This window comes from Collinsella sp. BM28, assembly GCF_054551995.1.
Map to the genome: position 1 here is coordinate 1,212,376 of NZ_JBTOLJ010000001.1, position 26,405 is coordinate 1,238,780.

The following is a 26,405-nucleotide window of genomic DNA, read 5'->3' on the forward strand; positions in this document are numbered from 1 at the left end:
CCTAACCCAGCTGGAAGAAGAGTGCAAGGCCAAGGGCTCCGAACGCCGCGGAGACGATCCAGAACCGGATGACCACCTTGGTCTCCGCCCAGCCCTTCTTCTCGAAATGATGGTGTATGGGCGCCATGAGGAACACGCGCTTGCCGGTAGCCTTGAAACTCGCAACCTGAATCATCACCGAAAGCGTCTCGGTGATGAACAAGCCGCCCACGACAAGGGAGACGACCTCGGTGTTGGTAAGCACGGCGACGGCGGCCAAAGCACCACCCAGGGCGAGGGAGCCCGTGTCACCCATGAAGATCTGCGCGGGATAGGCGTTGAACCACAAAAAGCCGATGCAGCCGCCAGCGCATGCCGCGCAGAATATGGCGAGGTTGGCGTCGTGGCACACAAAGCACACGGCGGCCATCACGATCATGGAGATCATGACCGTACCGCCCGCCAGGCCGTCGAGGCCGTCGGTGAGGTTGACGGCGTTGGACATGCCCGCAAGCAGCAAGAACACGAACACAAGGTACAGCCACGGAATATCGATCGTCATCCCGGAGATGGTCAGCGTCGTGGTGAGGATTCCCAAGTCGATGGAAAAACCGCCGGGAAAGCGTATCACCGGGGCCACATCGCAGTAGTTCACCGCGATGACGAAGAAGACGCAGACGATCAGCGTAAGACCGATCATCTTGCCCGCGGGCGTGAGGCCAAGGGAGCGTTTCTGCACGACCTTGGTCACATCGTCGAAGAGCCCAAGTGCGCCGGTGGCGAGCATCGCGCCCACGGCGAGCATGAGGTCGATGGTGGGCTTAGCCATGATGAAGCAGGTGAGCACCACGGCAAGCAAGATGATCACACCGCCCATGGTGGGAGTTCCCGCCTTCACCAGGTGGGACTGCGGGCCGTCCGCGCGGATCTGCTGACCGATGCCGTCCTTTTTAAGGAAACGGATCCACAGCGGCATGATCAGCCCGGCGATCACCGCCGAGATGAAAATGGCCAAAAAGACTTGGTACGTGGGATACGCGGGGTTACCGAGCATCGGCGCACACCTCTTCCACAAATCGGTCGAGTCCGACGAAACGCGAACCCTTCACCAACACGAGGTCGCGTTCGCCGATCACCCCGGCGAAGCGCTTGATAAGCACGTCGCACGACGGAACGACGTGCACGTCGCCCTCGTCGAGACCCATGAGACGCGCGGCAGTGGCCATCTCCTCGGCAAGCTCACCGCCCACGCAGATGAGCAGGCCGGGACGCTTCGCGGCGGCATAGGCACCGGTGAGCGCATGGAGACGCGGAGCCTCCTCGCCCATCTCGCCCATCTCGCCCAAGATGGCGATACGCGTGCCGGAGCACGGAAGACTCTCGAGCAAGTTGAGGCCGGCTGCCATGGATTCGGGGCTGGCGTTGTACGAATCGTCGATAACGCGGGCACCGCAGGTCGCATGGCGGACCTGCGCGCGGCGGCCAGTCAGTGCAAGCGAGGAAAACGCCTCGTCGATCTCGAAACCCGGAACGCCGAGACGGTGCGCAACGGTCGCGGCGAACAGCGCGTTGGGCACCGACTGGGCACCCGGAATGGACAGGTGCGTCTTGAAGCTCAAGCCATCCTCGAACGTGATGTCGAAGTGCGGACACCCCGTCTCATCAAGCTCTACATGGGTCGCATAGACGTCATCATCGGTCGAGGTGCCCGCAAGCACCACATCGATGCCGCGAGGCCGCGCATACTTCTCGATGATGAGCGGGGTGAAATCATCCTCGCCGTGCAGCACGAGGGCGGAATGGTGCCCCTCGAAGTTCTCGGCACTCGGAGGCATGCCCTGAAGAATCTCGGCCTTGGCGCGGGCGATCCCCTCGCGGCTCCCGAGCATGCCGATATGCGAGGTGCCCACCTTGGTGATGATGGCAAAGGTCGGTTGGGCACACGCGGTGAGGCGAGCGATCTCGCCGAAATCGTTCATACCCATCTCGAGGACGAGCATCTGCGTGTCGGCGGGGGCGGACAGGATGGTCAACGGCAAGCCGATAAGGTTGTTGTAGTTGCCCGCGGTGGCGTGAACGCGGAAGCGCTTTGCCAGACAGGCGGCCAATACGTCCTTGGTGGTGGTCTTGCCGATGGAGCCCGTCACACCGATCACGGTGCAGTGCAGGCGTGCGCGGTAGCCCTGGGCGAGGCGCAAGAGGAACTCGGTGGGGTCGTCGCAGGTCAACAACGAGCAATTGCGCGCGTGGGCGGCGTCGACGAGAGTCTGGTCGGGCTCCCGCGTCATCACGACGGCGGCGGCGCCCTTCTCAATAGCGGCGGCGGCGAAATCGTTTCCATCGACGCGCTCGCCGGGGAACGCGACGAAGATGGCGTCCGGCCCGACTTCGCGGGAGTCGATGACGACGCCGCGGCATACGCGATCGGGATCACACGCGACGCGGCGCGCGCCCGTGGTGCTCTCGAGGTACTTGACTGCGATCTCAACCATATTAAGTGGTAACCCTTCCTGATCGCGTTCCTTGCAACGTGATATGGTACCCCGCCCGCCCTTCGATGTGGTGCAGGCTGTGTGAACCCTATCGCGTGGGCTTGATGCCCAACGCCGGCAACGCCGTCTCCATGATCGTCTTGAACACCGGAGTCGCCGCATCGGAGCCGGCAGGCGTGCCGTCAAGCGTGATGTAGCACATCGCGCGCGCATCAGTGGTGGACGCGAAACCCATGAAGGAAGACATGTAGTTTCCCTCTTGATAGCCAGATGTGCCCTCCACGGCGCGCTCCGCGGTTCCCGTCTTTCCCGAGATTTCGTAACCGGAGACCTGCGCTCCGGTGCCGGTACCTTCATCGACGACCGTTCGCATCATATCCGCAACGGCGGCGGCGGTCTCAGCACTCAGCACCTGCTGCTCGCCATCGGTCCAATCGACCTCTTGCCCGGCACGTGTCTTGAGGAAATGAGGGGTCGTCATGACGCCCTTGTTCGCAATCGCGCTCATGGCGCGCACCATCTGCACCGGCTCGACGGCAAGCGCCTGACCAAACGACATCGAACCCAGGGTCGCGCCATCATACTCGGATCGACCCTTGATGATGCCAAGCGATTCGCCCGGAAAATCAATGCCCGTCGAGGTGCCGAACCCGAAGTCCTTGATGACGTACTGGTCGAAGTCGTCCGCACCGATCTTCTCGCCCACCAAGACGAACCCTGTATTCGAGGAGCGCCGCATCATCTCGCGCAGCGTCATATTGAGGCCATAATCGCGCTTATCGGCGTCACGGACTTCGTCATCGCCCACCCGGACCATGGCGGGCACGTCCATGGCGGTGTCGGGGGTCATCCCCTCGTGTTCGATTCCCGCGGCCGCCACGAAGGACTTAAAGACCGAGCCCGGCTCGTAGACATCGGTCACCACGCGCAGATTGAGATCCTCGTTCGAGGCGTTTGCCAAGTCCGTAGGATCATAGGTGGGATACGAGCACGCGCAGATGATCTCGCCTGTCGTGGGATCACTCACCAAAACGGAACCGTTCTTGGCGCCCACGCGCTCCACCACCTCGGCAATGGCGTCCTCGGCGACGCGCTGGATATTCGCGTCGATCCCAAGCACGATGTCCATGCCATCTTGGGCGGGGATCTTCTTATACGCTCCACCGGCGATGAACGTGCCATCCAAGGCGCGCTCGCGAACCAACGAGCCGTTCACGCCCGTCAATATCTCGTCATATTGCTTTTCGAGGCCCGAAACGCCCACATTGTCCACGTTCACGATGCCGAGCACCTGCGACGCCAGCGTGCCATTCGGATACACGCGTTTGATTGACGGCTCGAACTCGATGCCCGCGATCTCCTTCTGTGCGAGCAACTCGGCATCTTCGTCATCAACCTGGCGCTTCACATAGGCGAAGGTCGTGTCTTGGTCGAAGAGATCGGCCACGTACTCCTCATCGACGCCCAAAACGTCAACGAGTGCGGCGATCGCCTTCTTGCGCTGCTTCTTCTCAATGAGTTGCGGATTCACATAGACGTTCTTGCACTCGACGCTCGAGACGAGCACCGTGCCGTTGCGGTCGTAAATCGTACCGCGCTTGGCGTAGAGCGTTTGGCTTATCATGCGGCGCGCATCCGCCTCGGCGAGGTAGCGGTTTGCGTTGAAGATCTGGTAATCGGCAAGGCGCGCCGTGATGAGCAGACCGGCGAGCCCCAAACCGCCCATGAGAAAGCCGTGGCGCGAGATGTTCTCATGCGCCAAGTCGGAATGAAGCAGATCGGTCTTGACGCGGGTGTCTCGATGGTCGCGTGAGCCGCGGGCGTCGCGCCCGCGCGACTCTTCACGTGCACCGCGCGCACCACGCGGGCTGCGCGAGCCACGGAGCCCATCTTGGGCACCGCCACGCGAGCCGCCCGTGCGACCGGAGCCCCGCCTCCTATCGTAATTCGAAGACATGAAGACGTGCCGCCCAACTACTGGCCGAGCGCAGAGAGCGCACTCGCGCCGGTGTCGGCACTCGAATCGACATATTCGGTGAAATCGAGCGTGATACCGCTGTCCGCGGTAACCATGCCGTAGCCCTCAGCAAGGTCGCGGATGCGCGTGGACGAGCCATACACGGCACGCATGACCTCAAGCTCGGAGCTCTGCTCCTGAGCCTCGGTAAGTTCGTTGGAGAGGGTCGCGGCGTTGTTGAGCGTTGCGGTGGTAAGGCCGGCAAGAGCCACGCGGAAGACGCCAATCGCGACGAACAGAACCGCGAGCACGGCGAAGACCTTGACGCAATGCGTGAACTGGGGGCTGACCTCCTGGCTCGCCTCACGGCCCGCACCGGTGACGACATCAAGGCGAGGACGCGCAGAAGGTGTGGGGGCGGAAGCGTGCCCGGCATACGTCTCGGACTGCATATCATAGGCATATGCTGCGTTTGAGGTGTGGTAACCCATGATATGCAACCCTCCGTCCCGGAAGCAGTGACAATACGAGCGGCGCGAGACGAACGGATGGCGAACGCGGAGCTATAGACGCTCTGCGCAGCGAATCTTCGCCGATCTCGCGCGTGGATTGCGGGCGACCTCCTCGGCCGTCGCAACTAGCGGTTTGCGGGTGGTGACCTTGACTATCGGCACGTTCCCGCACACGCACACCGGAATGTCCGGCGGACAGGTGCATCCTTTGGAGAGCTCCTGGAAATGTTGCTTGACGATGCGATCCTCAAGCGAGTGGTACGAGATGACGCATACGCGACCTCCCGGGTTCAACCAACGAACCGCCGCCTCGAGGCCGCGTTCGAGCACATCGAGCTCATGGTTGACCTCGATGCGAATCGCCTGGAAGCTGCGTTTGGCCGGATGCCCTCCGTGCCTACGCGCCGCCGCCGGTATACCGGCTTTGATCGCCTCGACGAAGTCTCCCGTCGTCTGGAGCGGCGTCACCTGCCGACGACGCACGATCTCACGCGCGATCTGGCGAGCGAACTTCTCCTCTCCATAAACGCGAAGAATCCGGGCGAGGTCGGCTTCGGTATAGGTGTTCAAGACCTCAGCTGCGTTTAGGGTGTTGGTTCCCGGATCCATACGCATGTCGAGTGGGGCATCCTCGTTGTACGAGAAACCCCTACCAGGGATATCGAGTTGGGGGCTCGAGACACCCAGATCGAACAGGAATCCATCGACGCCGGGCACCTGAGCTGTGCACAGGAGCTCGTCCAAGTCCCCGAAGTTTCCCTTGAGGAGCTTGTGGGGCGTACCCGGGGCCTCGACGTCAAGCCGATTTCCCGCCGCCTCGAGCGCCATGTCGTCCTGGTCGATCCCGAGCAACAGCCCTTGGGGTCCAACCTGCGCCGCCATCTTCACCGAGTGACCGGCACCGCCGAGCGTGCAATCGCACACAACGGACCCGCTTGCGAGCTGGAGCTGCTCGAGCACTTCTTGGAGCATGACTGGTTCATGCCGATATTCAGGTGTCAACGTACCTGTCCCCCGTTCGCGTCCATAAGGCCTTTCCTAATCGAAGAAGCCCGCGAGGATATCCTCGGTCTCAGCCTGACGTGCCGCATAGGTCTCGCGATCCCAAATCACCAGGCGGTCGTCGCCACCGACGACCGTGACCTCGCGATCCAGGTGAGCCTTCTTGCGGTCATGCTCGGGAAGGCTGATGCGGGCGGCGGAGTCTATTTCGAGTGTGGTTGCCGCGCCGTACAGAGCCTCCTTGACCATGCGGTGAGAACGGTCGGTGGGATTGAACCCGCCCTTTGCCTCAAACACAGAGTCAACCCAGACCTTGAACGTGTCCTCAGTGAACACGTACAGGGCATCGACTTCCTTTTCAGGAGCGGGAAGGACGCGCACATGACCCTCGAGCTGCTTTTTGAAGGCGGGCGGCAGCGACAAACGTCCCTTCGCATCGAGATTTCGATCGTAGGTACCGTTGAAATACACTGGCGCACACCCCCTTAGGCTTACTCGTGGGCATATGCGGGAGCCACCCCGCCGTCGACGCTTTTCATTCTATGGGGGCTTCTCCCCTTTCGCAACACTTTTTCCCACTTTCTCCCCCACAGCTCCCCACGCGCCCCGAACGCCCCATCAAACGGACGCGAACAGCCGTTTGGACACACACAACATCTTGTGTTTGGGCAATGTACGACCACCACGGGTCGATGCGATATCCGCAGGTTAAACCTTCTAGTTGAGGTTGAACCGATTTTCGAGTTGTGCCCGACTTGTGGGCGGCGTGTGGGCGAGCATCCCACCCCATGCGGCGGCGCAGACGCCAAGGCAGGCCGTGAACCTAGGCGCGTGGATGGGCGGCAAGGTAGACTTCGCGTAACTGCGTCTGATCGAGATGCGTGTACAGCTGGGTCGTGGAGATATCGGCATGCCCCAGAATCTCCTGCAAAGCGCGCAGGTCGGCGCCACCGGCGAGCATATGCGTCGCGAATGAGTGGCGCAAAGTGTGGGGATGCAGGCCCTCGATGCCAACCATGCGGCCGTAGCGCTCGCAGATACCGTGAACGCTTTGACGCGAGAGCCTGGTGCCACGAGCATTGAGGAACACCGCCGGGGAGATGGCGGTGCCGCGGGAATGACGGAGCAGGTCATTGCGGGCACCATCTGTAAGATAGGAGTGCAGAACCCTGAGCGCGGAGCCTGTAATGGGGACAAGGCGCTCCTTGGATCCCTTTCCCACCACACGGACAAACTCATCGTCAAGATATAGGTCACGAATGTCGAGACCCGTGAGCTCACTCACCCGCATCCCGCATCCGTAAAGAACCTCGAGCACCGCATGGTCCCGCTCTCCAGCGGCGGTTTGAGGAAACTCCTGATCGAGCAGGGCGTTTGCGCATTCGATCGAGATGACGTCCGGAAGGCGCTGCTCGGCCTTGGGGAGTCGAATGGTCGATGTCGGATGCGTATCGACCAGCCCCTCGCGGACAAGAAAGCGGTGAAGGCCCTTGACGGCCGAAAGGGCGCGATTGACCGACGCATCCGCCGACCCGGCGTCGCGACGCGAGGCCACAAACTCCTCCACATCACGCCGGGTCACCGCGGATGGACTTGTGATACCGCGCCCGAGCAGGAACGCTCGATACCCCTCGAGGTCGCGGCGGTACGCGGCCACCGTATTCCGCGAGAGGTTGCGCTCCACCACCAGATGGGCAAGGTATTCCCGGCAGCAGTCTTCGAGGTCCGTCATGGGGAACACGGTTTAGCGGTGGTAATACCCGCTACGCTCGAACTTGGGCTCGCAGCATACGTTGATGCCGAGCTTCCTCAGCAGTGCCTCATCCGAACTCGAGATGATCACCGAGAAGAACGCATCGCAGCCGCGCAGTTTGGGGAGACCGGCGAGCACGCGCGCGGCAACCTCGCTCGTGGCGGAGGTGATGGACAGTGCAATGAGGGTCTCGTCCGGGTGAAGACGCGGGTTGACGCTGCCCAGCTGACTCGTCTTGAGGCGGCTGATGGGCTCGATGGCGTCGTTGGAGATGACTTCGAGCTCGATGTCGACGCCGGTAACGGCCTTCAGCGCGTTCATCATGAGCGAGCTCGCGGCACCAAGGCGCGTGGATGTCTTGCCCGTGACGACCGTGCCATCGGGCAGCACCATGGCTCCCGCGGGCGACCCCGTGGTCTCCTCCTTAAGCAAGGCTGCGGAACGAGCCGGAGACTGATCCTTGGTGACGCCGACCTTCTGCATGATGGCCTTGAGCTTGTCGACCTGCTCAGAGCCGCAACCCGTGCGCTTGACGTTGGCCGCGGCGCCGAAGTACCTGCGGACGATCTCCATGTTGGCCGCCTCGCGACAGGCGTCGTCGTCGCTGATCGCGTAGCCCACCATGTTCACGCCCATGTCCGTGGGGCTCTGATAGGGGCTCTCGCCCAAGATCTTCTGCATGAGTGCCTTGACCACGGGGAACGCCTCGACGTCGCGGTTGTAGTTGACCGTGGTGACACCATGCGCCTCGAGATGGAACGGGTCGATGATGTTCGCGTCGTCGAGGTCGACCGTCGCTGCCTCGTACGCGATGTTGACGGGATGCGTGAGCGGCAGGTTCCACACGGGGAAGGTCTCGAACTTGGCATAGCCCGCGGCGACACCGCGCTTGTGCTCATGGTAGAGCTGGGACAAGCAGGTAGCGAGCTTGCCGGAGCCCGGACCCGGCGCCGTCACGACGACGAGCGGACGAGAAGTCTCGACGAACTCGTTCTTGCCGTAGCCCTCCTCGCTCACGATAAGGTCGATATCGTGGGGGTAGCCCTCAATGGGGTAATGGAGCTTGCAGGTAATGCCGAGCATGGAGAGGCGGCGGCGGAACTGGTCGGCGGCAGGCTGACCGGAGTACTGGGTGAGCACGACGGCACCCACGAGGAATCCGTTGGAACGGAAAATGTCGGCAAGGCGCAAGACATCCTCGTCGTACGTGATGCCAAGGTCACCGCGGGCCTTGTTCTTCTCGATATGGTTGGCGTTGATGGCGATGATGATCTCAACGTCATCCGCCAGGCTCTTAAGCATGCGGAACTTGCTGTCGGGCTCGAAACCGGGCAGTACGCGGCTCGCATGGTAGTCGTCGAACAGCTTGCCGCCGAATTCAAGGTAGAGCTTGCCGCCGAACTGGGCGATGCGCTCCTTGATGTGCTCGGCTTGGTTGGCAATGTACTTCTCGTTATCGAAACCCTGGCGCATGCGTTCGGCTCCTTTGTCATATGGCGGTACCGAAACATAGTAGCCGAGTTTCGCTCCCCCGCCCGCGCCGCTCGCACACTTCACGCAATCGCCCCGACACGCACAGGCCCCACCGCCGCGAAACACAAGCGCCCCCTCCCGCGCACGGAAACGGAAGGGGGCAGAAAGGTAGGTCGCAACCGATCGCAAGACGATTCAAGTGACCGGTCGGACGGCTATTGAGCGACCGCGGAGCCCACATGGGGTGCTTACGCTATGATCACGGCCGCAAAGCACCCATCGGGTACTAGATCACCATGCAGGCCACCGTCGTGATAACCATGCTCACAAGCGTGAGGATCACAATGAGCGGCATGGCGAACTTGAGCCACGTGGTCCACTCGATCTTGGCGAGTGACAGGCCACCCATGATCGCGCCGGAGGTGGGAGTAAACAGATTCACGACACCGATGGCGGACGAGAAGATCATGACCATGACCTCGGGCGAGAAGCCCAGACCGGCAGCCAGCGGACCCATAATGGGCATGGACACGGTTGCCATACCGGACGTGGACGGAATCAGGAAGGAAAGGCCAAAGTAGACCAGGAACGCCACAGGGGCGAAGATGAAGCTCGGAACGCCCCTGAGCATGGCGGCGGCAGCGTCGAGCACGTACATGTTCAGACCGGTGGCGGCCATGAGAACGGAGATGCCACGGGCCAGCGCGATGATCAGGACGACGGACATCATGTCGGCGGCACCGGTGATGAACGTGTTCACGATCTGCTTCTCGGACAGGCCGCCCACGATACCGATGACGATCGCCATGACGAAGAACCACGTGGAAGCCTCATCGAAATACCACTGGCCAATGGGAAGGCCGGTGACAACTGCGGACCAAGCCTGGGTAATGGTATTACCGTCGGCGTCGTACACACCGTTGTCGAAAAAGCCTGCGACGTTCGCATTAAGGTCGCCCAGCGGGATGAAGCCGACGATCATGACGACGAAGGTGAAAGCGAAAATGCCCAGAACGGCCTTCTGACGACCGGTGAGCTTGACCTCCTTGGCGGCCTCGGCGGCAGCTGCGCCATGGGCGGCCTCGGCGTCCTTCTGCTCCTGCAAAGACAGGAACGTGGAGCCCTTATCGGCCTTGACCTTCTTGGCGTACCGCATCACGAAGATAATGGAGATCAGCGTGGTCACAACGGTGAGAAGGAAGCCCAGACCAATGATGATGGTCTGATCAACCTCGATGCCCTTGGAGGAAAGGGCATCGACGGCGGCACCGACGGCGAACGGGTTGACCGTGGAACCCAGGCAGCCGCATCCCGCGCCGAGCAGGACGGTAGCGGCGCCGACCAGCGGGTCGAAGCCGCCAGCCATCATGGTGGCGGCAAGCAGGGCGTAGAACGGGACCGTCTCTTCACACATGCCGTAGGAGGTTCCGCCGAGGGCGAACAGGCACATGAGCACCGGAATAATCCAAATCTCACGGCCCTTGAGCTTCTGAACGAGCACGGCGATGCCGTTGTCCAACGCGCCGGTCTCGGTCATCATGCCGAGGAAGCCGCCGAGGATCATTACGAAGAGGCAGACGGGCAACGCATCGGCGAAGCCCTTGACCGGCGCCGTGAAGAAGTCGCTGAACGTAGCGGCGGTCACGGCATCCGTCGTACCGGAAACAATTACGGTGATGACGGCGACGATTGCCAATAGGGCAAGAAGAATGGTGAACGATGAGGGCATGCCGCGCTTTTTCTTGGCGGTTTCAGTCATTGTTCTCATCCCCCCTTCTTTGTATTACTTAGGCTTATCCCGCATGGACGGGGCGCAATCCGTGCCGTGCGACGCCCCAAGCGGCGGGAAAACTACCAAAAGGACCGCTCGGGACGCGCAGCGATGCGCCCCGAGCGGGCAGACGATGCGCTCTTACTTGAGCGTGGCGTACATAATCGCCTTGATGGTGTGCATGCGGTTCTCGGCCTCGTCGAACACCTTGGACTGCGGGGACTCGAAGACGGCGTCCTCGACCTCCATCTCGGTGACGCCGAACTTCTCGGCGATCTCGGCACCAGTGGTGGTGTTGGTGTCGTGGAAGGCCGGCAGGCAGTGCAGGAAGATGGCGGAAGGATCGGCCATGGCCATGAGCTCGGTGGTGACGCGATAGGGCTCGAGCTGCTTGATGCGCTCGGTCCAAACTTCGTCGGGCTCACCCATGGACACCCACACGTCGGTATAGATGACGTGAGCGCCGGTGCAGGCCTCCTTGGGATCCTCGGTAAGGGTAATGGTGCAGCCATTGGCCTCGGCGATCGGCTTGCAGGCGTCGATCACATCGTTGGCGGGCATGCACTCCTTCGGGCCGCAAGCCACGAAGTTCATGCCGAGCTTGGCGCACACGACCATGAGGGAACGAGCGACGTTGTTCTTGGCGTCGCCCATGAAGACGAGGGTCTTGCCCTTGATGTCGTAGTTGAAGTTCTCCTGGACGGTCAGGATGTCGGCGAGCATCTGGGTGGGGTGCCACAGGTCGGTCAGGCCGTTCCACACGGGAACGCCGGACTTGGCGGCGAGCTCCTCGACGTCCTCCTGGTCGAAGCCGCGGAACTCGATGCCGTCATACATGCGGCCGAGGACGCGGGCGGTGTCCTCGATGGACTCCTTCTTGCCCATCTGGGACGAACCGGGGTCGAGGTAGGTGACGCCCATGCCAAGGTCCATACCGCCGACCTCGAAGGCGCAGCGGGTGCGCGTGGAGGTCTTCTGGAACAGCAGGACGATGTTCTTGCCCTCGAGGTAGCGGTGCGGGGTGCCCGTGCGCTTGAGGTCCTTGAAGTTCTTGGAGAGCTTGAGCAGGTACTCGATTTCCTCGGTGGTGAAGTCGAGCAGACGCAGGAAGCTGCGGCCAGAGAGGTTAACGCCCATGTGGGCTCCTTTCACATAGAAGGTAGAGCGAATGCCGCGGATGATACCACGGCGAAGTGCGACGGCGCACCGGAGCCGATGCGCCGTCGAAGCTAGTGCTTAGAGATCCTCGCGCCAGAAGGGCATGCTCATGCAGCGCGGGCCACCACGGCCGCGGGAGAGCTCGGCGGACGGGCAGACCAGAAGCTCCAAGCCCTCCTTGTAGAGCACGTCGTTGGTGACGGTGTTGCGGGCATAGACGCAGATCTTGCCGGGGGCGACAGCCAGCGTGTTGGAGCCGTCGTTCCACTGCTCGCGAGCAGCCGCAATGGGATCGCCGCCGCCGCAGGGAATCAGCTTGATCTGGTCGACGCCGGTGGCGTCCTCGAGGACGTGCTCGAGCGTGTCGACCATTTCCTTGATGTTGACCTCGCCGGGGTTCTTGCCCGGAGTGAGCTCGTACACCTTGAGGGTGCCCATGATCGCCGGGTGGATGGTGAACTTATCCACGTCGATCTGGGTGAAGACGGTGTCGAGGTGCATCATGGCGCGGTTGTTCGGGATGTCGAAGGCGAGGATGCGATCGACCTTGGAATCGCTGTTCCAGAAGATGTTCTGGGCCATGACGTCGATGGCGGCAGCCTGGGTGCGCTGGGAGATGCCGACGGCCAGGGTGTGCTCGTTGATGTTGAGCACGTCGCCACCCTCGGTGTGGTAGGCAGCGTCACGACGGAAGTACAGGGAGACGTCCTTATAATCCGGGTGATACTTGAAGATGTACTTACCGTACAGGGTCTCGCGGTTGCGGGTGACGGAGTACATACGGTTCAGGCAGACGCCGTTGCCAACGACCGCGAACGGGTCGCGGGTGAAGTAGAGGTTCGGCATCGGGTCGATGATGAGATCGGACTCGGACTCGGTGTTGACCATGGAGTCGAGCGTGACGGAGCTCACATGCGGCATCTCGATCTCGGCCTTGGTGAGACCAGCCATGGTCTTCTGGACAAACTCGAGGTTGTCCTTGATGGAATCGAGCTTCTCTCGGACGACGCGGGGCATCTCCTTGCCCTTGATGCCGGCCTCGGCGATGTACTGATCCAGGAACTCCTGGCGAGCGTCGGGGTTGGCATCAAAGACCTCGGCGACGAGCTTCTCGAGATAGAGAACCTCGACACCCTGATCACGAAGAATCTGGGCAAAGGTGTCGTGCTCCTCTTGGGCGACCTCGAGGAACGGGACGTCGTCGAAGAGCAGACGCTCAAGCTCGAACGGCGGCAGATTCAGCAGTTCCTCGCCGGGCCTGTGCAGGCAGACCTTCTTGAGCTGCCCAATCTCACTTGGGACATGCAAGCCTTTCGTCATTGCCTCCTACCTTTCTTATTCTGGGACCGCGCGGCGATCCCGTCTTAAGTCCTTTACGGGACTCCGTTCACACCTACCGTTATATCCAATTTTCGGCTTAATGATACCGTCACCGCCAAACGGTCGTAAAACTGGCGGGAACGGTATATCATCAAAACTCCCGCAGGTCGTTACTTTTATCCAGTAAAGCGTTTTACATGGGAGAATAGCAGCACATGGCATGTGCAAGGCAAGGGATAAATGCCTGAATCTATACCTCAAAGTGAATATTTTTCTACTTGTCCTGCATATTATGAACAAGATTCAAAAGCCTAATTTACGGTTTGTTAATATGCATTTTAATCAACTATTTATGCAATTGCCTGTGAATTAAAGCCGCTCATGGCATTATTACGACCGTCTACGCGCTTTTTTGTGCACGGGAGTGCCCCGCGCTGTGAGCTAAAACTTACCACCGGCACCACGATTTCCAAAAGCGGGAGCCGACTCCCTGTAAGGGCATCCATCGCACGGCCGAAACCAGCCGCCCCTCCTGCCCCTTGTGCTTGTACCGTGCCCATGCGCGAACGCGGCATATCGAGCGAGGCGCTTCTAGTATCATGATTTAGATTGCGCGTTTCGCGTATGACGTCCACTCCCGACCGATGGTGGTATCCATGGAACAAGCCATGCCATATTTCCTTGTGGCTGTCGCCGCCTTCCTTGCCACCTACCTATGCGTCCCGCCCGTCAAGCTCCTCGCGCGGAGGCTTGGTGCCATCGACTACCCCTCTAAACGCCGCATCAACACCAAGCCCATCCCACGTTTGGGAGGCCTTGCCATGTTCGCCGGGCTCTGTCTCGCGCTCGTCGTCGAGATTGCGGGAATCAAACTACTCGGATGGCCCCCCATTCTCATTCCCCATCCAAGCATGACGATCAACTACCCCCTGCTGGGCGTCGCGTTTCTCATCATCGTCATTACGGGTGCGGTAGATGACGTGCGTTCGCTCAGCCCTAAGAAAAAGCTGCTCGGCCAGATTGTCGCCGCATGCGTGGCAGCTACCGCGGGCCTGCTCATTGGGAATATCGTCAATCCGTTCATCCCGGGAGCCGAGATCGACCTCGGGTGGTTCGCCTACCCCATCACAGTGATCTACCTCGTGGCGTTCACCAACATCATCAACCTCATCGACGGACTCGACGGACTCGCCGCGGGCATTTCGGGCATCGCCTCGCTTTCCATGTTTTCCTTTGCCGTTCTCGCGGGGCGTCTCGACGCCGCCTCTCTCGCCATCGCGCTCTTTGGTGCGTGTCTCGCCTTCCTGCGCTACAACTTCCATCCCGCATCCATCTTCATGGGCGATTCGGGGTCCTTGCTCTTGGGCTTTGGCCTGGGCACCATCTCGCTGCTCAACGTGAGTCGAACCGCGGCGCTCACCTCGCTCATCATCCCGCTCATCGTCGCAGGCGTTCCCATCCTCGACACCCTCTCCGCCATCGTCCGTCGCAAGCGCGCGCACGTGAGCATTGGTCAGGCGGACAAGGGCCACATCCACCACCGCCTCATCCAAGAGGGGTATGACCAGCGTCAGGCGGTCCTGCTCATCTACGCGTGGTGCCTGTTGCTCTCGCTGGGTGCGGCTCTCATCAACCAGGTTGCCATCGAGGCGCGCATTGCGATCTTCCTTGCGTTGCTCGCCTGTTCTGCGATTTTCGCGGCGCGCCTTCATTTGTTCGAGCCTGTTTTACGGCATCACTACAACCCAAAGACGCAGCAAGACGAAATCGTGACCCCCGAGGATCCGGCGTTCGCCGACGAGGAGCGCGCTGCGGAGGAGCTACACGAAAGCCGGATCGAACGCCTTGAGGAGATGCTGCCCGGAAAGGGCCCAACGCACAGCCACAGCTCATCCGACCACACCGACCAGTAACCTCTTGTCCCCTTCGTGCAAGCGTAGAGCGCGAACGGGATGTGCCATCGATCGAACACGCAAAGGAGACATCATGCCCAACGAGCTCAGCTACGAGGTCAGCCTCGAGCGCAGCAACCAGATCCGCGCCGACCTGCCGCTGCATCCCGAGAAGTACACCATGCTCACCGGCGACCGCCCCACCGGGCGTTTGCACCTCGGCCACTACTTCGGTACGCTCAAGAGCCGCGTGGAGCTGCAGGACATGGGCGTCCACACCAATGTGCTCATCGCCGACTACCAGGTCATCACCGACCGCGACAGCACGGACAACATCCAGGATAACGTCTACAACATGGTCATCGACTACCTCGCCTGCGGCCTGGACCCCGACAAGACCATGATCTACACGCACTCAGCCGTCCCGGCGTGCAATCAGCTCATGCTGCCGTTCCTCTCCCTGGTCTCCGAAGCGCTGCTGCAGCGCAACCCCACGGTCAAGGCCGAGATGGAGGCAAGCGGCCACGAGCTCACGGGGCTGCTCCTCACCTACCCTGTGCACCAGGCATGCGACATCCTCTTCTGCAAGGGCAACGTCGTGCCCGTCGGCCGCGACCAGCTGCCGCACATCGAGCTCACCCGTACCATCGCCCGTAAGTTCAACAACCGCTACGGCCAGGTGTTTCCCGAGGTCGATGCCCTGCTCTCCGATACCCCGCTACTGCCGGGACTCGACGGGCGCAAGATGAGCAAGTCCTACGGCAACGCCATCAACATCTCGATGACCGCCGAGGAAACCGCCAAGCGCATCAAGAAGAGCCAGACCGACGGCGAACGCATGATCACGTTCGATCCGGAAGGAAGGCCCGGCGTGTCCGGCCTGCTCTCCACTGCCGCCATCTGCACCGGCCGCTCTGAGGTCGAGATCGCGGAGGAGATCGGCATGGGCGGCTCCGGCCAGCTCAAGAAGTACGTCACCGAGAGCGTGAACGAGTATTTCGCCCCCATCCGCGCGCGCCGCGAGGAACTCGCAGGTGACATGGACTACATCAAGGACGTCCTGCGTGAGGGAAATCGTCGCGCCAACGAGGTCGCCGAGACGACGCTTGCCGAGGTGCGCGAGGCGATGGGCATGGTGTACTAACATGTACCGTCTTGTCGCCAGCGACATGGATGAAACCTTCCTCGATGCCAACCATGTGATTCCCGAGGCGAATCTCCACGCGCTGCGGCGCATGAGGGAGCTCGGCGTGCTGTTCGTCCCCTCCAGCGGCCGTTGGTACTCCAGCATCATGGACAACTTCACGGGCGAAGCTCGGGAACTGCTCGAAGGCAGCTATGTGCTGTCATACAACGGGGGCTTCATCAACCGCGTGGGCGACGAGACGCCCCTCAGAACCTGCGGCCTTTCGCGCGCTTGCGCGGAAGAGCTGTACGCGAGGGGTCGCGAACTCGGTCTGTGCATGCACATCAACGTCGCCGACGGCCACGTCTTCGTACCCGATGCGGACAAGGACGAGCGTGCGTACCTTAGCTTGATCTCCGGCGTGACCCACATCTCCAGCGCCGACCATCCGGACCTGTCGTTTCTCGATGGACGCGATATCGTGAAGATCCTGTACGTGAACCGTGACTTCGAGGCGCTGCAGGGTCTGGAGCCACACCTGGCACCCATGGCGAAACGCCTTGGGGTCGAGATCACGTTCTCGTCCAAGCGCTATCTCGAATTCATGCCCGCGGGCGTGGACAAGGGCACCGGTCTTGCGCATCTCGCAAAGATGCTGGATATTCCGATGTCCGAGGTGATCGCCGTCGGCGATTCGGCAAACGACCTTGCCATGATCAAAGGGGCAGGCCTGGGTGTGGGCGTGGCAAACGTCACCGACGACGTACGCCCCTACTGCGACGCCATCCTCGAGACGACGGGCATGGACGGGGCATTCGGGGAGCTTGTCGAACGATTCCTCACTACGTGAAAACCTGCGACTTCGTTCGAGCACAGCTCGACCCGCCCCATCCGAGCCGACGCGCCATCTCCAGCGATACGCATTTGTAACCCTTAGTTAACTTATGGAGACGATATGTATCGCCTTCTTTAGCGCATCTTTGACGACGACTGCAGGTATATTCATCGCAGCGAAGGACACAGGCGATACAAGGACCTTCGTTATTGCTCGGAAGCGCGTTTTTCCCTCCCCTCTGCGCGCGACTACATTTGGCGCCGTCTTCCTGCTGGAAGGCGGCGCCATTTGCTTGAAATGTTATTCAGCGAACTGGGAGTTGTAGAGGTCGGCATAGAAGCCGCCGGCGGCCAGCAGCTCGTCGTGCGTGCCGCTCTCGATGATGTCACCCTCCTTCATCACCAGGATGAGGTCGGCGTTCTTGATGGTCGAGAGGCGGTGCGCGATGACGAAGCTCGTACGGCCGCGCATCAGCTCATCCATCGCCTGCTGGATCTTGAGCTCGGTGCGCGTGTCCACGTTGGAGGTCGCCTCGTCCAAGATGAGCATCGGCTTGTCGGCGATCATCGCGCGCGCGATCGTCATCTGCTGCTTCTGCCCCTGGGAGAGGTTGACCTGGTCGTTCAGCACCGTGTCGTAGCCATGTGGCAGCGAGCGGATGAAGTGGTCGAGCCCGACGGCGCGGCAGGCGCGCTGCACCTCCTCGTCGGTCACCCCCTCGTCGCAGTAGACGAGGTTCTCGCGCACCGTCCCCTCGAACAGCCAGGTGTCCTGCAGCACCATGCAGAACAGCGCATGCACGTCCTCGCGGCGCATCTCGCTGGTCGGTACACCGTCGATGCGGATCTGGCCGCCGTCGATCTCGAAGAAGCGCATGAGGAGGTTGACCATGGTGGTCTTGCCCGCGCCCGTGGGACCTACAATGGCGACCTTCTGGCCGGGCAGCGCGTGCGCGGAGAAGTCCTTGATGACCGGCTTGTCGGAACCGGCGTAGGTGAAGCGCACATGGTCGAACTCGACCTCGCCGCGTACGCCCTGCGCACGGCGCGCCGGCTTGGCGGACTCGTCGGCCATCTCGCGCGCCTCGAGGAACTCGAAGACGCGCGTGCCCGCGGCGCCTGCGGACTGCAGCGCCTGCACGCCCTGGGCGATCTGCGAGAGCGGCTGGGTGAAATAACGCACGTACAGCATAAAGGCGACGATTACGCCGAAGCCGATCTGGCCGTCGAGCGCCAGGGCACCGCCCACCACGCACACCGCCACATAGCCGAAGTTGCCGATGAACATCATGATGGGCATCATGAGACCCGACAGGCACTGGGCGCGGAATCCCGCGCTCACGAGCTCGCCGTTCATGCAGTCGAACTCGGCGCGCACGCGGTCCTCGGCGTTGTAGGCCGCGATGACGGAATGGCCGGTGTAGGACTCCTCGATATGGCCGGACAGGGCCCCCAGAGCGGACTGCTGGCGCACGAAGTACTTCTGGCTGCGGCCCATGATGCCCATCATAAGCGCGAAGCCGAGCAGGCTCGCACCCACGGCCGCCAGCGTCATCCAACCGTTGGTGGTGATCATCATGAACAGGCTGCCAAAGAACAGCACCACGGCTGAGAGCAGCGTGCCCACACTCTGGTTGAGCGACTGGCCGAGCGTATCGACATCGTTGGTGATGCGCGAGAGGATGTCGCCGGTGGGCACCGTGTTGAAGTACGACATGGGCAGGCGGTTGATCTTGGCCGAGATGTCGGCGCGCATGCTGCGGCCGATGCGCTGCGTGACGGTGGTCATGATCCAGCCCTGGACCACGGAGAGCACGTAGCTCGCCACGTAGAAGGCGACGAGGGTGAGCGCGATGCGGGCGATCAGATCCATGTCGATGCGCGGCTCGACCAGGCTCTTGACGGAGGCGGGAAGCTCATCGAGGGCAGCCATGGCCGCCTCGGTGTCACTCATGTCGAGGTTGGAGAAGATGTCGAGCAACTTCTGCTGGTCGGCACCGGTGATGATGACACCGTCCACCTCGACGTCGGTGAGCAGCGCGTCTCGCGTCTCAGCGGGCATGCTCGCGAGGTCGTCCAGGGAGGGCGCGGCGGATGTGGCGCCCTCCGCGGTGTCTGAGCCGGTGGCGGCGGCACCCATCCCCGCCGCCGACATCGCGTCGACATCGCCCACACCCACAGGCGCACCGGCGGCGGCCATCGCGGCAGCCTGCTGTTGCGCCATCGCCTCGGCGTTTGCCTCGATATTGCGCGTGACGGCCTCGACAACCTGCTCGAGCTTGTCGCTATTTGGCGCGGTGCCGTCTTGCACGGCATCCGTGATATCGGAGAGCATGTTGGGGCCCAGCAGCGTGAGCACCGTGCCCACCATCGCGCAGATAAGCGCCACCGCAACGGCGGGGAGGAAGCGCCGGCAATATTTGAACAGCCTGCCCCAGGTCCCCCGATCGATACGCTGTCCCGCGGCTCCACGTGCGCCGTGCCCCACGGACCCGTGGCCCATGGGGCCGCGCGGCGCAGACGAAGTATGCATGCCCGCCATCTACATCAACTCCTCTTCACTCAGCTGGGACAGGGCGATCTGCCGATAGGTCTCGCAATCGTGCATGAGCTCCTCGTGGGTCCCTTGCCCCACCACGCGGCCTTCGTCCAGAACCACAATGCGATCGGCATCGCGGATGGTGCCGATGCGCTGCGCCACGATGATGCGCGTGGTATTCGCAAACTCACGCTCGAGGGCATCGCGCAAGACGCGGTCGGTCTTGTAATCGAGTGCCGAGAAGCTGTCGTCGAAGATCAGGATCTCGGGCTTGCGGGCAACCGCACGGGCGATGGACAGGCGCTGCCGCTGTCCGCCGGACAGATTCGCGCCGCCCTGAGCCACCCGTGCGTGATAGGCACCCTCCATCTTCTCCACGAACTCGGATGCCTGAGCGGTCTCGATGGCGTCCGCCACGTCCTCCTCGCCCACCGGGCCGCGACCGTTGTCGCCGTATGCCACGTTGGTACTCACCGTGCCGCCGAACAGCGTCGCCTTCTGCGACACATATCCAATCTTGTTACGCAGGGCCCGCACGGAATAATCGCGCACGTCCACGCCGTCCACGAGGACCTTGCCCCACGTGGCGTCATAGAACCGCGGGATAAGATTGATCACGGTGGACTTGCCCGAACCGGTGGAGCCTATGAACGCAACCGTCTCGCCACGATGCGCAGTAAAGGAGACATGGCGCAGCATACTGCCCTCGGCATCTGGATAGCGGAAGGTCACATCGCGGAACTCGATCTCGCCCACGCGACCAGGCTCGCCCTCTTCGCGTGTGCCGTCCTTGATGGTCGCATCGGTTTCGAGTACCTCGTTGATGCGGTCCGCGGCCACCTGCGCACGCGGCAGAATCATGAAGATCATCACGAGCATCATGAACGCCATGACCACCTGGATGGCGTACTGGGAAAACACCATCATGTCGGAGAACAGGGAGATCTTATCCGCCATGGCGGAGGAATTGATGAGCACGGCGCCGATCCAGTAAATGGCGAGCGACAAGCCGCTCATCGTGGCCTGGATCGTGGGCATGAGGAACACCATCGTGCGGTAGCCCACGAGCTGGTTGTTGGTGAGCGTGTCGTTCACCGTATCGAAGCGGTTCTGCTGGTAGCCCTCGGCGTTGTACGCGCGCACGACCGAGAGGCCGGAGAGGTTCTCGCGCGAGACGCGGTTGAGGTCGTCGGTGAGGCGCTGCATGCGGCGGAACCGCGGTGTCGCGATGACGAGGCAGACCGCCACCACGGCGAGGAGCACCACGATGGAGACGGCCGTGGCAGCCGTCCACTCCCAGCGCTTGCCGGCGATCTTGGTGATCGCCCACACCGCCGTGATGGGGGCCTTGATGAGCATCTGCAGGCCCAGGACGATGAGCGTCTGGATCTGCATCACATCGTTCGTGGAGCGCGTGATGAGACTCGGTGTAGAGAACCGGCCAATCTCCTCCATGGAGAACGACTGCACCTTGCCGAACAGCTTGGCGCGCATGGTCCCGCCGAACCCGGTTGCGATACGCGCTGCGCACACGGCCGTGGCGACCGAGGCGAGCAGGCTGCCGAGCGAGCAGGAAAGCATCTTGCCGCCTGCCGTGAGGATCTGGGGCATGGTCGAGCCCTCGACCTGCACGAGGCGGGTGATCTCGGCCATGTACTCCGGGGACTTGAGGTCCAGCCACACCTGGGCTACGATGAACGCCAGCGCCAGGACGGCAAGCCCCCGTTCCTGCTTCGTTAGATTTCGAAATAGCTTGAGCAACATCTTCTCCTTATCTAACCCTATGAGATATATACGCGTGCCGAACCGGCTCCGCCATGCGCGCAGGTCGGTTCAAGACGACAGGACGCACAACGAACGCAAGGACGCATCGGAAACCCGAACGTGCAGCGCGGGCATCCTACAGCTGCATCGTGGGCGGGCGCAGGCGCGACCGAATCTCGCATGCCGTGAGGAAGAACGCTCGCAGACGCTCCTCACCCAGCTCGTTGATCAACATGGCCACCTGGGCGCGCATCTCCCCGTAAAACGCGTGCACGCAAGCCGCGCCCTTATCGGTGAGCACAACCTCGGTGACGCGGGCATCCGCCTCGCTACGTCTGCGCGCGATGAGCCCCTTGGACTCCAGGCGCTTGAGCAGCGCGGCGACACGCGCCGTCGTCACGCCGAGCCGCTCCGCTATGTCTCCCGCCGTTACCACGGTTTCGGCCTTACGCGCCTCCGCCAGCATACGGAGCGTTCCGCCAATGCCCGCGTTCGCCTCGTCCATACAGCGAAACGCATCGGACGAATGGACACGCTCGGCCAGACGAATGATCTCATCAACCTGCGTCTCTGTTGCCATATCGCTCCTTTCGGAATCGAAGGTGCCCGTTGTTGGGATGCGAGCGTTACCGCATGAGCCATTATTACCTCATAGGGTTAGATGTTTCTTGGGATGATGGATGCCATCGCACCTCCATCGTGTCACCATATGCCTGGCGCCATCCGGCCTCCGGCTGACCGCTGCGGCGACGTTGCTTGCAATTGAGCTGTAGGGGGTCTTTTGAGCGAGCGCGATCGGCGCCACCTCGAGCAGCCTAGCCGATCGCTTCTAGTACGTCCTCGCCACGCTGCATCATGTTCTTCTCCCTGGGTCTGCTCCTGAACCAATCGCGCAAGCCCTCAAGCGTGCTGGCCGCAGCGTACACCTTGATCTTCCGACCGTCCTTCGTGGTCACGATGCAACGGTCGCCGCTCTCGCTCCCCTCGGGCGCGGACACCTTCTTGAGGTAGTCGCGTCGGAACGCCACGATGCGCGCGTTGCTGATCGAGACGAACCAATCATCATCCTCAAGCTCCGTCCCCGTGGCACCTCGAGCCGCCATCTCGTCGGAGAAAGAAAAACCGAGCTCGCGCTCCTGCCTGCCGATCTCGAGGATGCCGCGGGCCGGCATGCCGAGCATGAGCAGGGGCAGGAACCCCCCTATGAACAGGAACAGGAACGGGATGAGCACGAGCAGGCGCGCACCCTCGTCGGTGAAGACCGCCATGAAGGCGAGGACGAGCGAGAAGACGAGGGCCATGCCGTTGAAAACAATCGTCAACGGCTTGATGGCAGACCAACACAGGCCCGCCTTGGTCATGGGACCGTCGACGGCGTCCGAGACTTCGATGCCCTCTTCCTCCAGACGGGCGAGGAGGTTGAGCGAGCACACCCCCTCGAGGCTTATCGAGCAGAACTTCCGGTCGCCCGCGAACAGGTCGATCCTCATCATCTGCGCGTGAAGCGTTGCACGGGTGATGTTGCCAAACGTCGTCTCCTTGCGGATGCCGAAGGCGTTACGCGAGAGAATGCGCCCACCGTCCACGTCGATACGCGGGATGCTCAGCAAGGCCCAGATAGCCATACCCGCGAGCGCCATGGCATGACCGAACCACACAAGTTCGTGGTCCCACTCGCCCAGCGAGACGCCCTGCCAGACGTAGACACCCAGCATGAGCAGTTCGAACGCGACGGCGCAGCAGGCGATGATCGTGCGGATGGCTGCGGGCATGCGCACCGTGAAGCAATCGAGGCTGTCCGTTGCCTCGCTGCGCTCGCGCGCGCCGCGGCGGGCGACCCATGCAGTGAGCGGGCCGACGATGAACACGGTCATACCGACGCGCAGAATGGATTCGAGCAGATTACTCATAGGGGCCACCGCCTCGAGCTCTGGAGATTAACTGCAGGAAACGCTGCCAGAACGATGGGATGCGCACAACGTAAGGAGCCGCGTATCGGCAAGCGGCGGCATCGCAATCGCCCGGCGAACAGATGATGATCGGCGCCGGGCCAGACGAATTAAACAAAAGGGTGGTCGACGGCGCCCTCGCAGGCGCACCGTCGACCACCCTTCACGTCGCAGCGACCCTACGAGCCGTCCGAAACGAAACGCACTCCGCCAGAGCGCTACCCAATCTTGCGGATGCTCGGGATCGCCCAGGTGATGCCTGCTAGGATCACCATTGCAGCACCGATGAGCACGAAGCACGCGCTTACGCCGATGGCGTCCGCGAACAAGGTCGATGCGACGAGCCCCACGGGCATAGCCCAGCTGCAGACCGCTCCGTACAGACCGAAGACGCGGCCCATGCACTCGGGATCGATGCGCTCCTGCATGAGCGCCATCTGCGGGGCGCTGTACAGCGGACTCGACAGCCCCATCGCGAACGTGAGGCCCAAAAACACGACGAGGGCCGAGGGCGGCACGAGACCGCTCGCGAGCGTGGCCGCGCCGAAGAGCGCGATTGCGAGCGCGCACGAGAGCGCGTGGTTCCTGAGGCCGCCCGTCACCCCAATCCAGCCGCTCGCCGCGATCATTCCGACCGAGAACGCGATCTCGGCGATAGCCGACTGCGTGGTGGTGCCGCCGAAATGGTCGAACACCATGAGCGGGAACAGCGCGGAGATAGGCGAGAACAGCACGGAGAACGCAAATCCGATCCAGAGCATGGCGAACAGCCCGCGATGGCGCTTGAGCTCGCGGAAACCGTCGGCCGTCTCCGAGAGGAACGCCCGCACCGCACGGCGCGACGCCTCGGCGTTCTCCTCGAGTGCATGGCGCTCGGGCACTGGCGTCTTTATACCGGAGACCGCGACCGCGATGCTCGCGAGCACCGCGCCGGCGACATCGAGCGCGATCATGAAGGTCAGGCCGAACGCCGGATAGATGACTGCCGCGATTGCGTTGCCGATGATGTAGCTGCCCGACTGCATGAACTGGAGCATGCCCGCCAGCTTTCCGAGCGCCTCGGGCGGGGCCATAAGCGGCGTGAGCGCGTTGAACGCAGGCGTGTGGAGCGTGCTACCTAGGTCGCGAACGAACAGCACCGCCGCCACGGCAGTGACGGAGAGATCGCCGCGTAGCGATCCGAAGACGAGCGTGAGACTCACGGCGGCTATGAAGAGGTCCGCGCCGATCATGAGCCGCTTGATGGACGTGCGGTCCACGATGGTGCCCGCGAAGGCGCCGAGGAGCGCCATGGGCAAGAAGGCCGCCAGGCTCACGAACGACAGGGCGCTCGCGGAGCCGGTGGTGAGGGTGACGTGCCAGATGAGGCCCATCTGCAAGATGGAGCTCGTGAGCACGGAGAAGAACTCGCCGATCCAGACGATGGCGAGCGAGCGCTTCCAGGAAGCGCGGGGATTCGGTTGTGTCATGGAATAATCCTTTGTTGCGATCGGTGATATGCAGCGAAGTACCGGTCGCTCACGCGACCGTGGCTAGAGCCAAATCCTCATGGAAGCGAGCATGATACAGCTCCCCTTTCCTAAATCCAGGTGCACCTTCAGTCGTGAGTGGGAGCTATTCTAGGGACTTGCCGGCAAAGATGCAACAGAGCGGCCGCGGCGGAGCACAGAAGTGCGCGCGCAGGCACCGATTCTTCTTGACATGGTCTCAATATGATATCACAATGCAATCAGCAGCCGCACGGACTGCCCGGGGATTCGCCTCCTCCCCATCGCAATCTGGAGGCGGCGCCGGGGCCGTCACGCAAACGCCGGCGCAGTCGTGAAAGGAACTCACATGAGCGTGGAAAAGCAACTCAAGGCCACGTCGGGCTATGGCATGCTCGCCGCCGTCATCGCGACGCTGCTCGCCATCGTCGGCCTCTTCATCTGGAGCCTCGCCGGCATCGCCGGAACGCCGGACGGCGTCGACGCGTCCGCCGTCTACGGCTGGGGCCTAGGGCTCAGCATCGTCGCCTTTTGTTTTTGGTTTTTGCCGCTGAACGGCTTCTTCTCGCTTCAGCCCGGCCAAGCTCGCGTGTGCATCCTCTTTGGCAAGTACGTGGGCACCGTGCGCGACGAGGGCTTTTTCTGGGCAAACCCGTTCTTTAGCAAGAGCATGGGCGTGAGCGGCGCCTCCGAGGACGCCATGGCCGCAGCCGCCGCAAAGGCAAGTCTTTCCCTGAGCGAGAGCGTCAAGGCGGCGGGCAACGCCGCCAAGGGCCTGTCCACCACCATCTCCACCCGCGTGCGCACCCTGAACGGCGAGCGCCTGAAGGTCAACGACAAGATGGGCAACCCCATCGAGATCGCCACCGTCGTGGTGTGGCACGTGGCCGACACCGCCAAGGCCCTGTTCGACGTGGACGACTACCAGAGCTACGTGGCCATGCAGGCCGAGACGGCGCTCCGCCACGTGGCCAGCGTGTACGCCTACGACCACCTGGAGGACGAGTCCGACGCCGCCGGCGCCATCACCCTGCGCGCCAACGTCGAGGAGGTCTCCGAGGCCCTGCGCCGTGAACTGGCGATGCGCCTGGCGCCCGCCGGCGTGGAAGTGGACGACGCCCGTCTCACGCACCTCGCCTACTCCCCCGAGATCGCCCAGGCGATGCTGCGCCGTCAACAAGCGGAGGCCGTCATCGCCGCGCGCAAGAAGATCGTCGAGGGCGCCGTCTCCATGGTCGACATGGCCGTCAAGGAGATGGCAGCGGGCGGCACCATCGAGCTGGACGACGAGCGCAAGGCGCAGATGGCCAGCAACCTCATGGTGGTGCTCTGCGGTGAATCCGAGGCGCACCCGGTCCTGAACGCAGGTTCCCTGTACTAACCACGCAACCTCAGTT

At 62.3% G+C, this 26,405-nt stretch carries 20 protein-coding genes; 4 read left to right on the plus strand and 16 right to left on the minus strand.

Going from position 1 to position 26,405, the window contains the following annotated elements; translation table 11 throughout:
• Position 1: 1 nt before the first annotated feature.
• From mraY to arcA, 11 genes are all read right to left on the minus strand, one after another.
• Positions 2-1,033, minus strand: coding sequence for a phospho-N-acetylmuramoyl-pentapeptide-transferase (gene mraY / locus ACX9NZ_RS05280; RefSeq protein ID WP_118654163.1), 1,032 nt, complete (start codon positions 1,031-1,033; stop codon positions 2-4).
• Positions 1,023-2,471, minus strand: a complete 1,449-nt coding sequence (locus ACX9NZ_RS05285) for a UDP-N-acetylmuramoyl-tripeptide--D-alanyl-D-alanine ligase (protein WP_407495537.1) — start codon at positions 2,469-2,471, stop codon at positions 1,023-1,025. Before ACX9NZ_RS05285 ends, mraY begins: the two co-directional genes overlap by 11 nt.
• An 88-nt stretch (positions 2,472-2,559) precedes the next feature.
• Positions 2,560-4,428: a peptidoglycan D,D-transpeptidase FtsI family protein gene (locus ACX9NZ_RS05290; RefSeq protein ID WP_407495539.1), complete on the minus strand. Its 1,869-nt coding sequence runs from the start codon at positions 4,426-4,428 to the stop codon at positions 2,560-2,562.
• A 17-nt stretch (positions 4,429-4,445) separates the two neighbouring features.
• Entirely contained in the window at positions 4,446-4,919 is a 474-nt protein-coding gene (locus ACX9NZ_RS05295; RefSeq protein ID WP_407495541.1) for a hypothetical protein, read from the minus strand.
• A 72-nt stretch (positions 4,920-4,991) separates the two neighbouring features.
• Entirely contained in the window at positions 4,992-5,942 is a 951-nt protein-coding gene (gene rsmH, locus ACX9NZ_RS05300) for a 16S rRNA (cytosine(1402)-N(4))-methyltransferase RsmH (protein WP_118654166.1), read from the minus strand.
• A gap of 36 nt (positions 5,943-5,978) precedes the next feature.
• On the minus strand, positions 5,979-6,413 hold the full coding sequence (locus ACX9NZ_RS05305; protein WP_118654167.1) for a division/cell wall cluster transcriptional repressor MraZ: 435 nt from the start codon (positions 6,411-6,413) through the stop codon (positions 5,979-5,981).
• 352 nt (positions 6,414-6,765) lie between these two features.
• Positions 6,766-7,674 carry a site-specific tyrosine recombinase gene (locus ACX9NZ_RS05310; protein WP_118654168.1) on the minus strand — a complete coding sequence of 303 codons (909 nt, stop codon included), beginning with the start codon at positions 7,672-7,674 and terminating at the stop codon, positions 6,766-6,768.
• Positions 7,675-7,686: 12 nt separating this feature from the next.
• Positions 7,687-9,168 (minus strand): DUF1846 domain-containing protein, encoded by a 1,482-nt coding sequence (locus tag ACX9NZ_RS05315; RefSeq protein WP_118654169.1) that lies wholly within the window; start codon positions 9,166-9,168, stop codon positions 7,687-7,689.
• 286 nt (positions 9,169-9,454) lie between these two features.
• Positions 9,455-10,936, minus strand: coding sequence for a YfcC family protein (locus ACX9NZ_RS05320; protein WP_407495545.1), 1,482 nt, complete (start codon positions 10,934-10,936; stop codon positions 9,455-9,457).
• A gap of 144 nt (positions 10,937-11,080) precedes the next feature.
• Complete coding sequence (gene argF / locus ACX9NZ_RS05325; RefSeq protein ID WP_118654170.1) at positions 11,081-12,076, minus strand: ornithine carbamoyltransferase; 996 nt, start codon at positions 12,074-12,076, stop codon at positions 11,081-11,083.
• A 99-nt stretch (positions 12,077-12,175) separates the two neighbouring features.
• Positions 12,176-13,417: an arginine deiminase gene (arcA, locus tag ACX9NZ_RS05330; protein WP_118654171.1), complete on the minus strand. Its 1,242-nt coding sequence runs from the start codon at positions 13,415-13,417 to the stop codon at positions 12,176-12,178.
• 656 nt (positions 13,418-14,073) lie between these two features.
• Here arcA and ACX9NZ_RS05335 point away from each other — a divergent pair.
• From ACX9NZ_RS05335 to ACX9NZ_RS05345, 3 genes are all read left to right on the plus strand, one after another.
• Entirely contained in the window at positions 14,074-15,330 is a 1,257-nt protein-coding gene (locus ACX9NZ_RS05335; RefSeq protein WP_118654172.1) for a glycosyltransferase family 4 protein, read from the plus strand.
• A gap of 73 nt (positions 15,331-15,403) precedes the next feature.
• On the plus strand, positions 15,404-16,453 hold the full coding sequence (gene trpS / locus ACX9NZ_RS05340) for a tryptophan--tRNA ligase (protein ID WP_294121784.1): 1,050 nt from the start codon (positions 15,404-15,406) through the stop codon (positions 16,451-16,453).
• 1 nt (position 16,454) lies between these two features.
• On the plus strand, positions 16,455-17,285 hold the full coding sequence (locus tag ACX9NZ_RS05345) for an HAD-IIB family hydrolase (RefSeq protein ID WP_294121782.1): 831 nt from the start codon (positions 16,455-16,457) through the stop codon (positions 17,283-17,285).
• Between the two features lie 285 nt (positions 17,286-17,570).
• Here the strand turns inward: ACX9NZ_RS05345 and ACX9NZ_RS05350 are convergent, their stop codons facing one another.
• From ACX9NZ_RS05350 to ACX9NZ_RS05370, 5 genes are all read right to left on the minus strand, one after another.
• On the minus strand, positions 17,571-19,811 hold the full coding sequence (locus tag ACX9NZ_RS05350) for an ABC transporter ATP-binding protein (RefSeq protein ID WP_407495548.1): 2,241 nt from the start codon (positions 19,809-19,811) through the stop codon (positions 17,571-17,573).
• Positions 19,812-21,572, minus strand: a complete 1,761-nt coding sequence (locus ACX9NZ_RS05355; protein WP_294121777.1) for an ABC transporter ATP-binding protein — start codon at positions 21,570-21,572, stop codon at positions 19,812-19,814.
• Between the two features lie 136 nt (positions 21,573-21,708).
• Positions 21,709-22,152, minus strand: coding sequence for a MarR family winged helix-turn-helix transcriptional regulator (locus ACX9NZ_RS05360; protein ID WP_302741558.1), 444 nt, complete (start codon positions 22,150-22,152; stop codon positions 21,709-21,711).
• Positions 22,153-22,387: 235 nt separating this feature from the next.
• Positions 22,388-23,482: a hypothetical protein gene (locus ACX9NZ_RS05365; RefSeq protein WP_407495551.1), complete on the minus strand. Its 1,095-nt coding sequence runs from the start codon at positions 23,480-23,482 to the stop codon at positions 22,388-22,390.
• Positions 23,483-23,739: 257 nt separating this feature from the next.
• On the minus strand, positions 23,740-24,990 hold the full coding sequence (locus tag ACX9NZ_RS05370; RefSeq protein WP_407495553.1) for an MFS transporter: 1,251 nt from the start codon (positions 24,988-24,990) through the stop codon (positions 23,740-23,742).
• Positions 24,991-25,357: 367 nt separating this feature from the next.
• On the opposite strand from ACX9NZ_RS05370, the gene ACX9NZ_RS05375 reads away from it, so the two are divergent.
• Positions 25,358-26,389, plus strand: a complete 1,032-nt coding sequence (locus ACX9NZ_RS05375; RefSeq protein WP_407495555.1) for an SPFH domain-containing protein — start codon at positions 25,358-25,360, stop codon at positions 26,387-26,389.
• Positions 26,390-26,405 lie beyond the last annotated feature (16 nt).

Coding starts and splice junctions, on each gene's coding strand:
- arcA (WP_118654171.1), bottom strand. CDS start 13,417: ATGACGAAAGGCTTGCATGTCCCAAGTGAGATTGGGCAGCTCAAGAAG.
- ACX9NZ_RS05285 (WP_407495537.1), bottom strand. CDS start 2,471: ATGGTTGAGATCGCAGTCAAGTACCTCGAGAGCACCACGGGCGCGCGC.
- ACX9NZ_RS05375 (WP_407495555.1), top strand. CDS start 25,358: ATGAGCGTGGAAAAGCAACTCAAGGCCACGTCGGGCTATGGCATGCTC.
- mraY (WP_118654163.1), bottom strand. CDS start 1,033: ATGCTCGGTAACCCCGCGTATCCCACGTACCAAGTCTTTTTGGCCATT.
- ACX9NZ_RS05360 (WP_302741558.1), bottom strand. CDS start 22,152: ATGGCAACAGAGACGCAGGTTGATGAGATCATTCGTCTGGCCGAGCGT.
- ACX9NZ_RS05350 (WP_407495548.1), bottom strand. CDS start 19,811: ATGGCGGGCATGCATACTTCGTCTGCGCCGCGCGGCCCCATGGGCCAC.
- ACX9NZ_RS05295 (WP_407495541.1), bottom strand. CDS start 4,919: ATGGGTTACCACACCTCAAACGCAGCATATGCCTATGATATGCAGTCC.
- ACX9NZ_RS05335 (WP_118654172.1), top strand. CDS start 14,074: ATGGAACAAGCCATGCCATATTTCCTTGTGGCTGTCGCCGCCTTCCTT.
- ACX9NZ_RS05315 (WP_118654169.1), bottom strand. CDS start 9,168: ATGCGCCAGGGTTTCGATAACGAGAAGTACATTGCCAACCAAGCCGAG.
- ACX9NZ_RS05345 (WP_294121782.1), top strand. CDS start 16,455: ATGTACCGTCTTGTCGCCAGCGACATGGATGAAACCTTCCTCGATGCC.
- ACX9NZ_RS05355 (WP_294121777.1), bottom strand. CDS start 21,572: ATGTTGCTCAAGCTATTTCGAAATCTAACGAAGCAGGAACGGGGGCTT.
- argF (WP_118654170.1), bottom strand. CDS start 12,076: ATGGGCGTTAACCTCTCTGGCCGCAGCTTCCTGCGTCTGCTCGACTTC.
- ACX9NZ_RS05310 (WP_118654168.1), bottom strand. CDS start 7,674: ATGACGGACCTCGAAGACTGCTGCCGGGAATACCTTGCCCATCTGGTG.
- ACX9NZ_RS05370 (WP_407495553.1), bottom strand. CDS start 24,990: ATGACACAACCGAATCCCCGCGCTTCCTGGAAGCGCTCGCTCGCCATC.
- trpS (WP_294121784.1), top strand. CDS start 15,404: ATGCCCAACGAGCTCAGCTACGAGGTCAGCCTCGAGCGCAGCAACCAG.
- ACX9NZ_RS05320 (WP_407495545.1), bottom strand. CDS start 10,936: ATGAGAACAATGACTGAAACCGCCAAGAAAAAGCGCGGCATGCCCTCA.
- ACX9NZ_RS05365 (WP_407495551.1), bottom strand. CDS start 23,482: ATGAGTAATCTGCTCGAATCCATTCTGCGCGTCGGTATGACCGTGTTC.
- ACX9NZ_RS05290 (WP_407495539.1), bottom strand. CDS start 4,428: ATGTCTTCGAATTACGATAGGAGGCGGGGCTCCGGTCGCACGGGCGGC.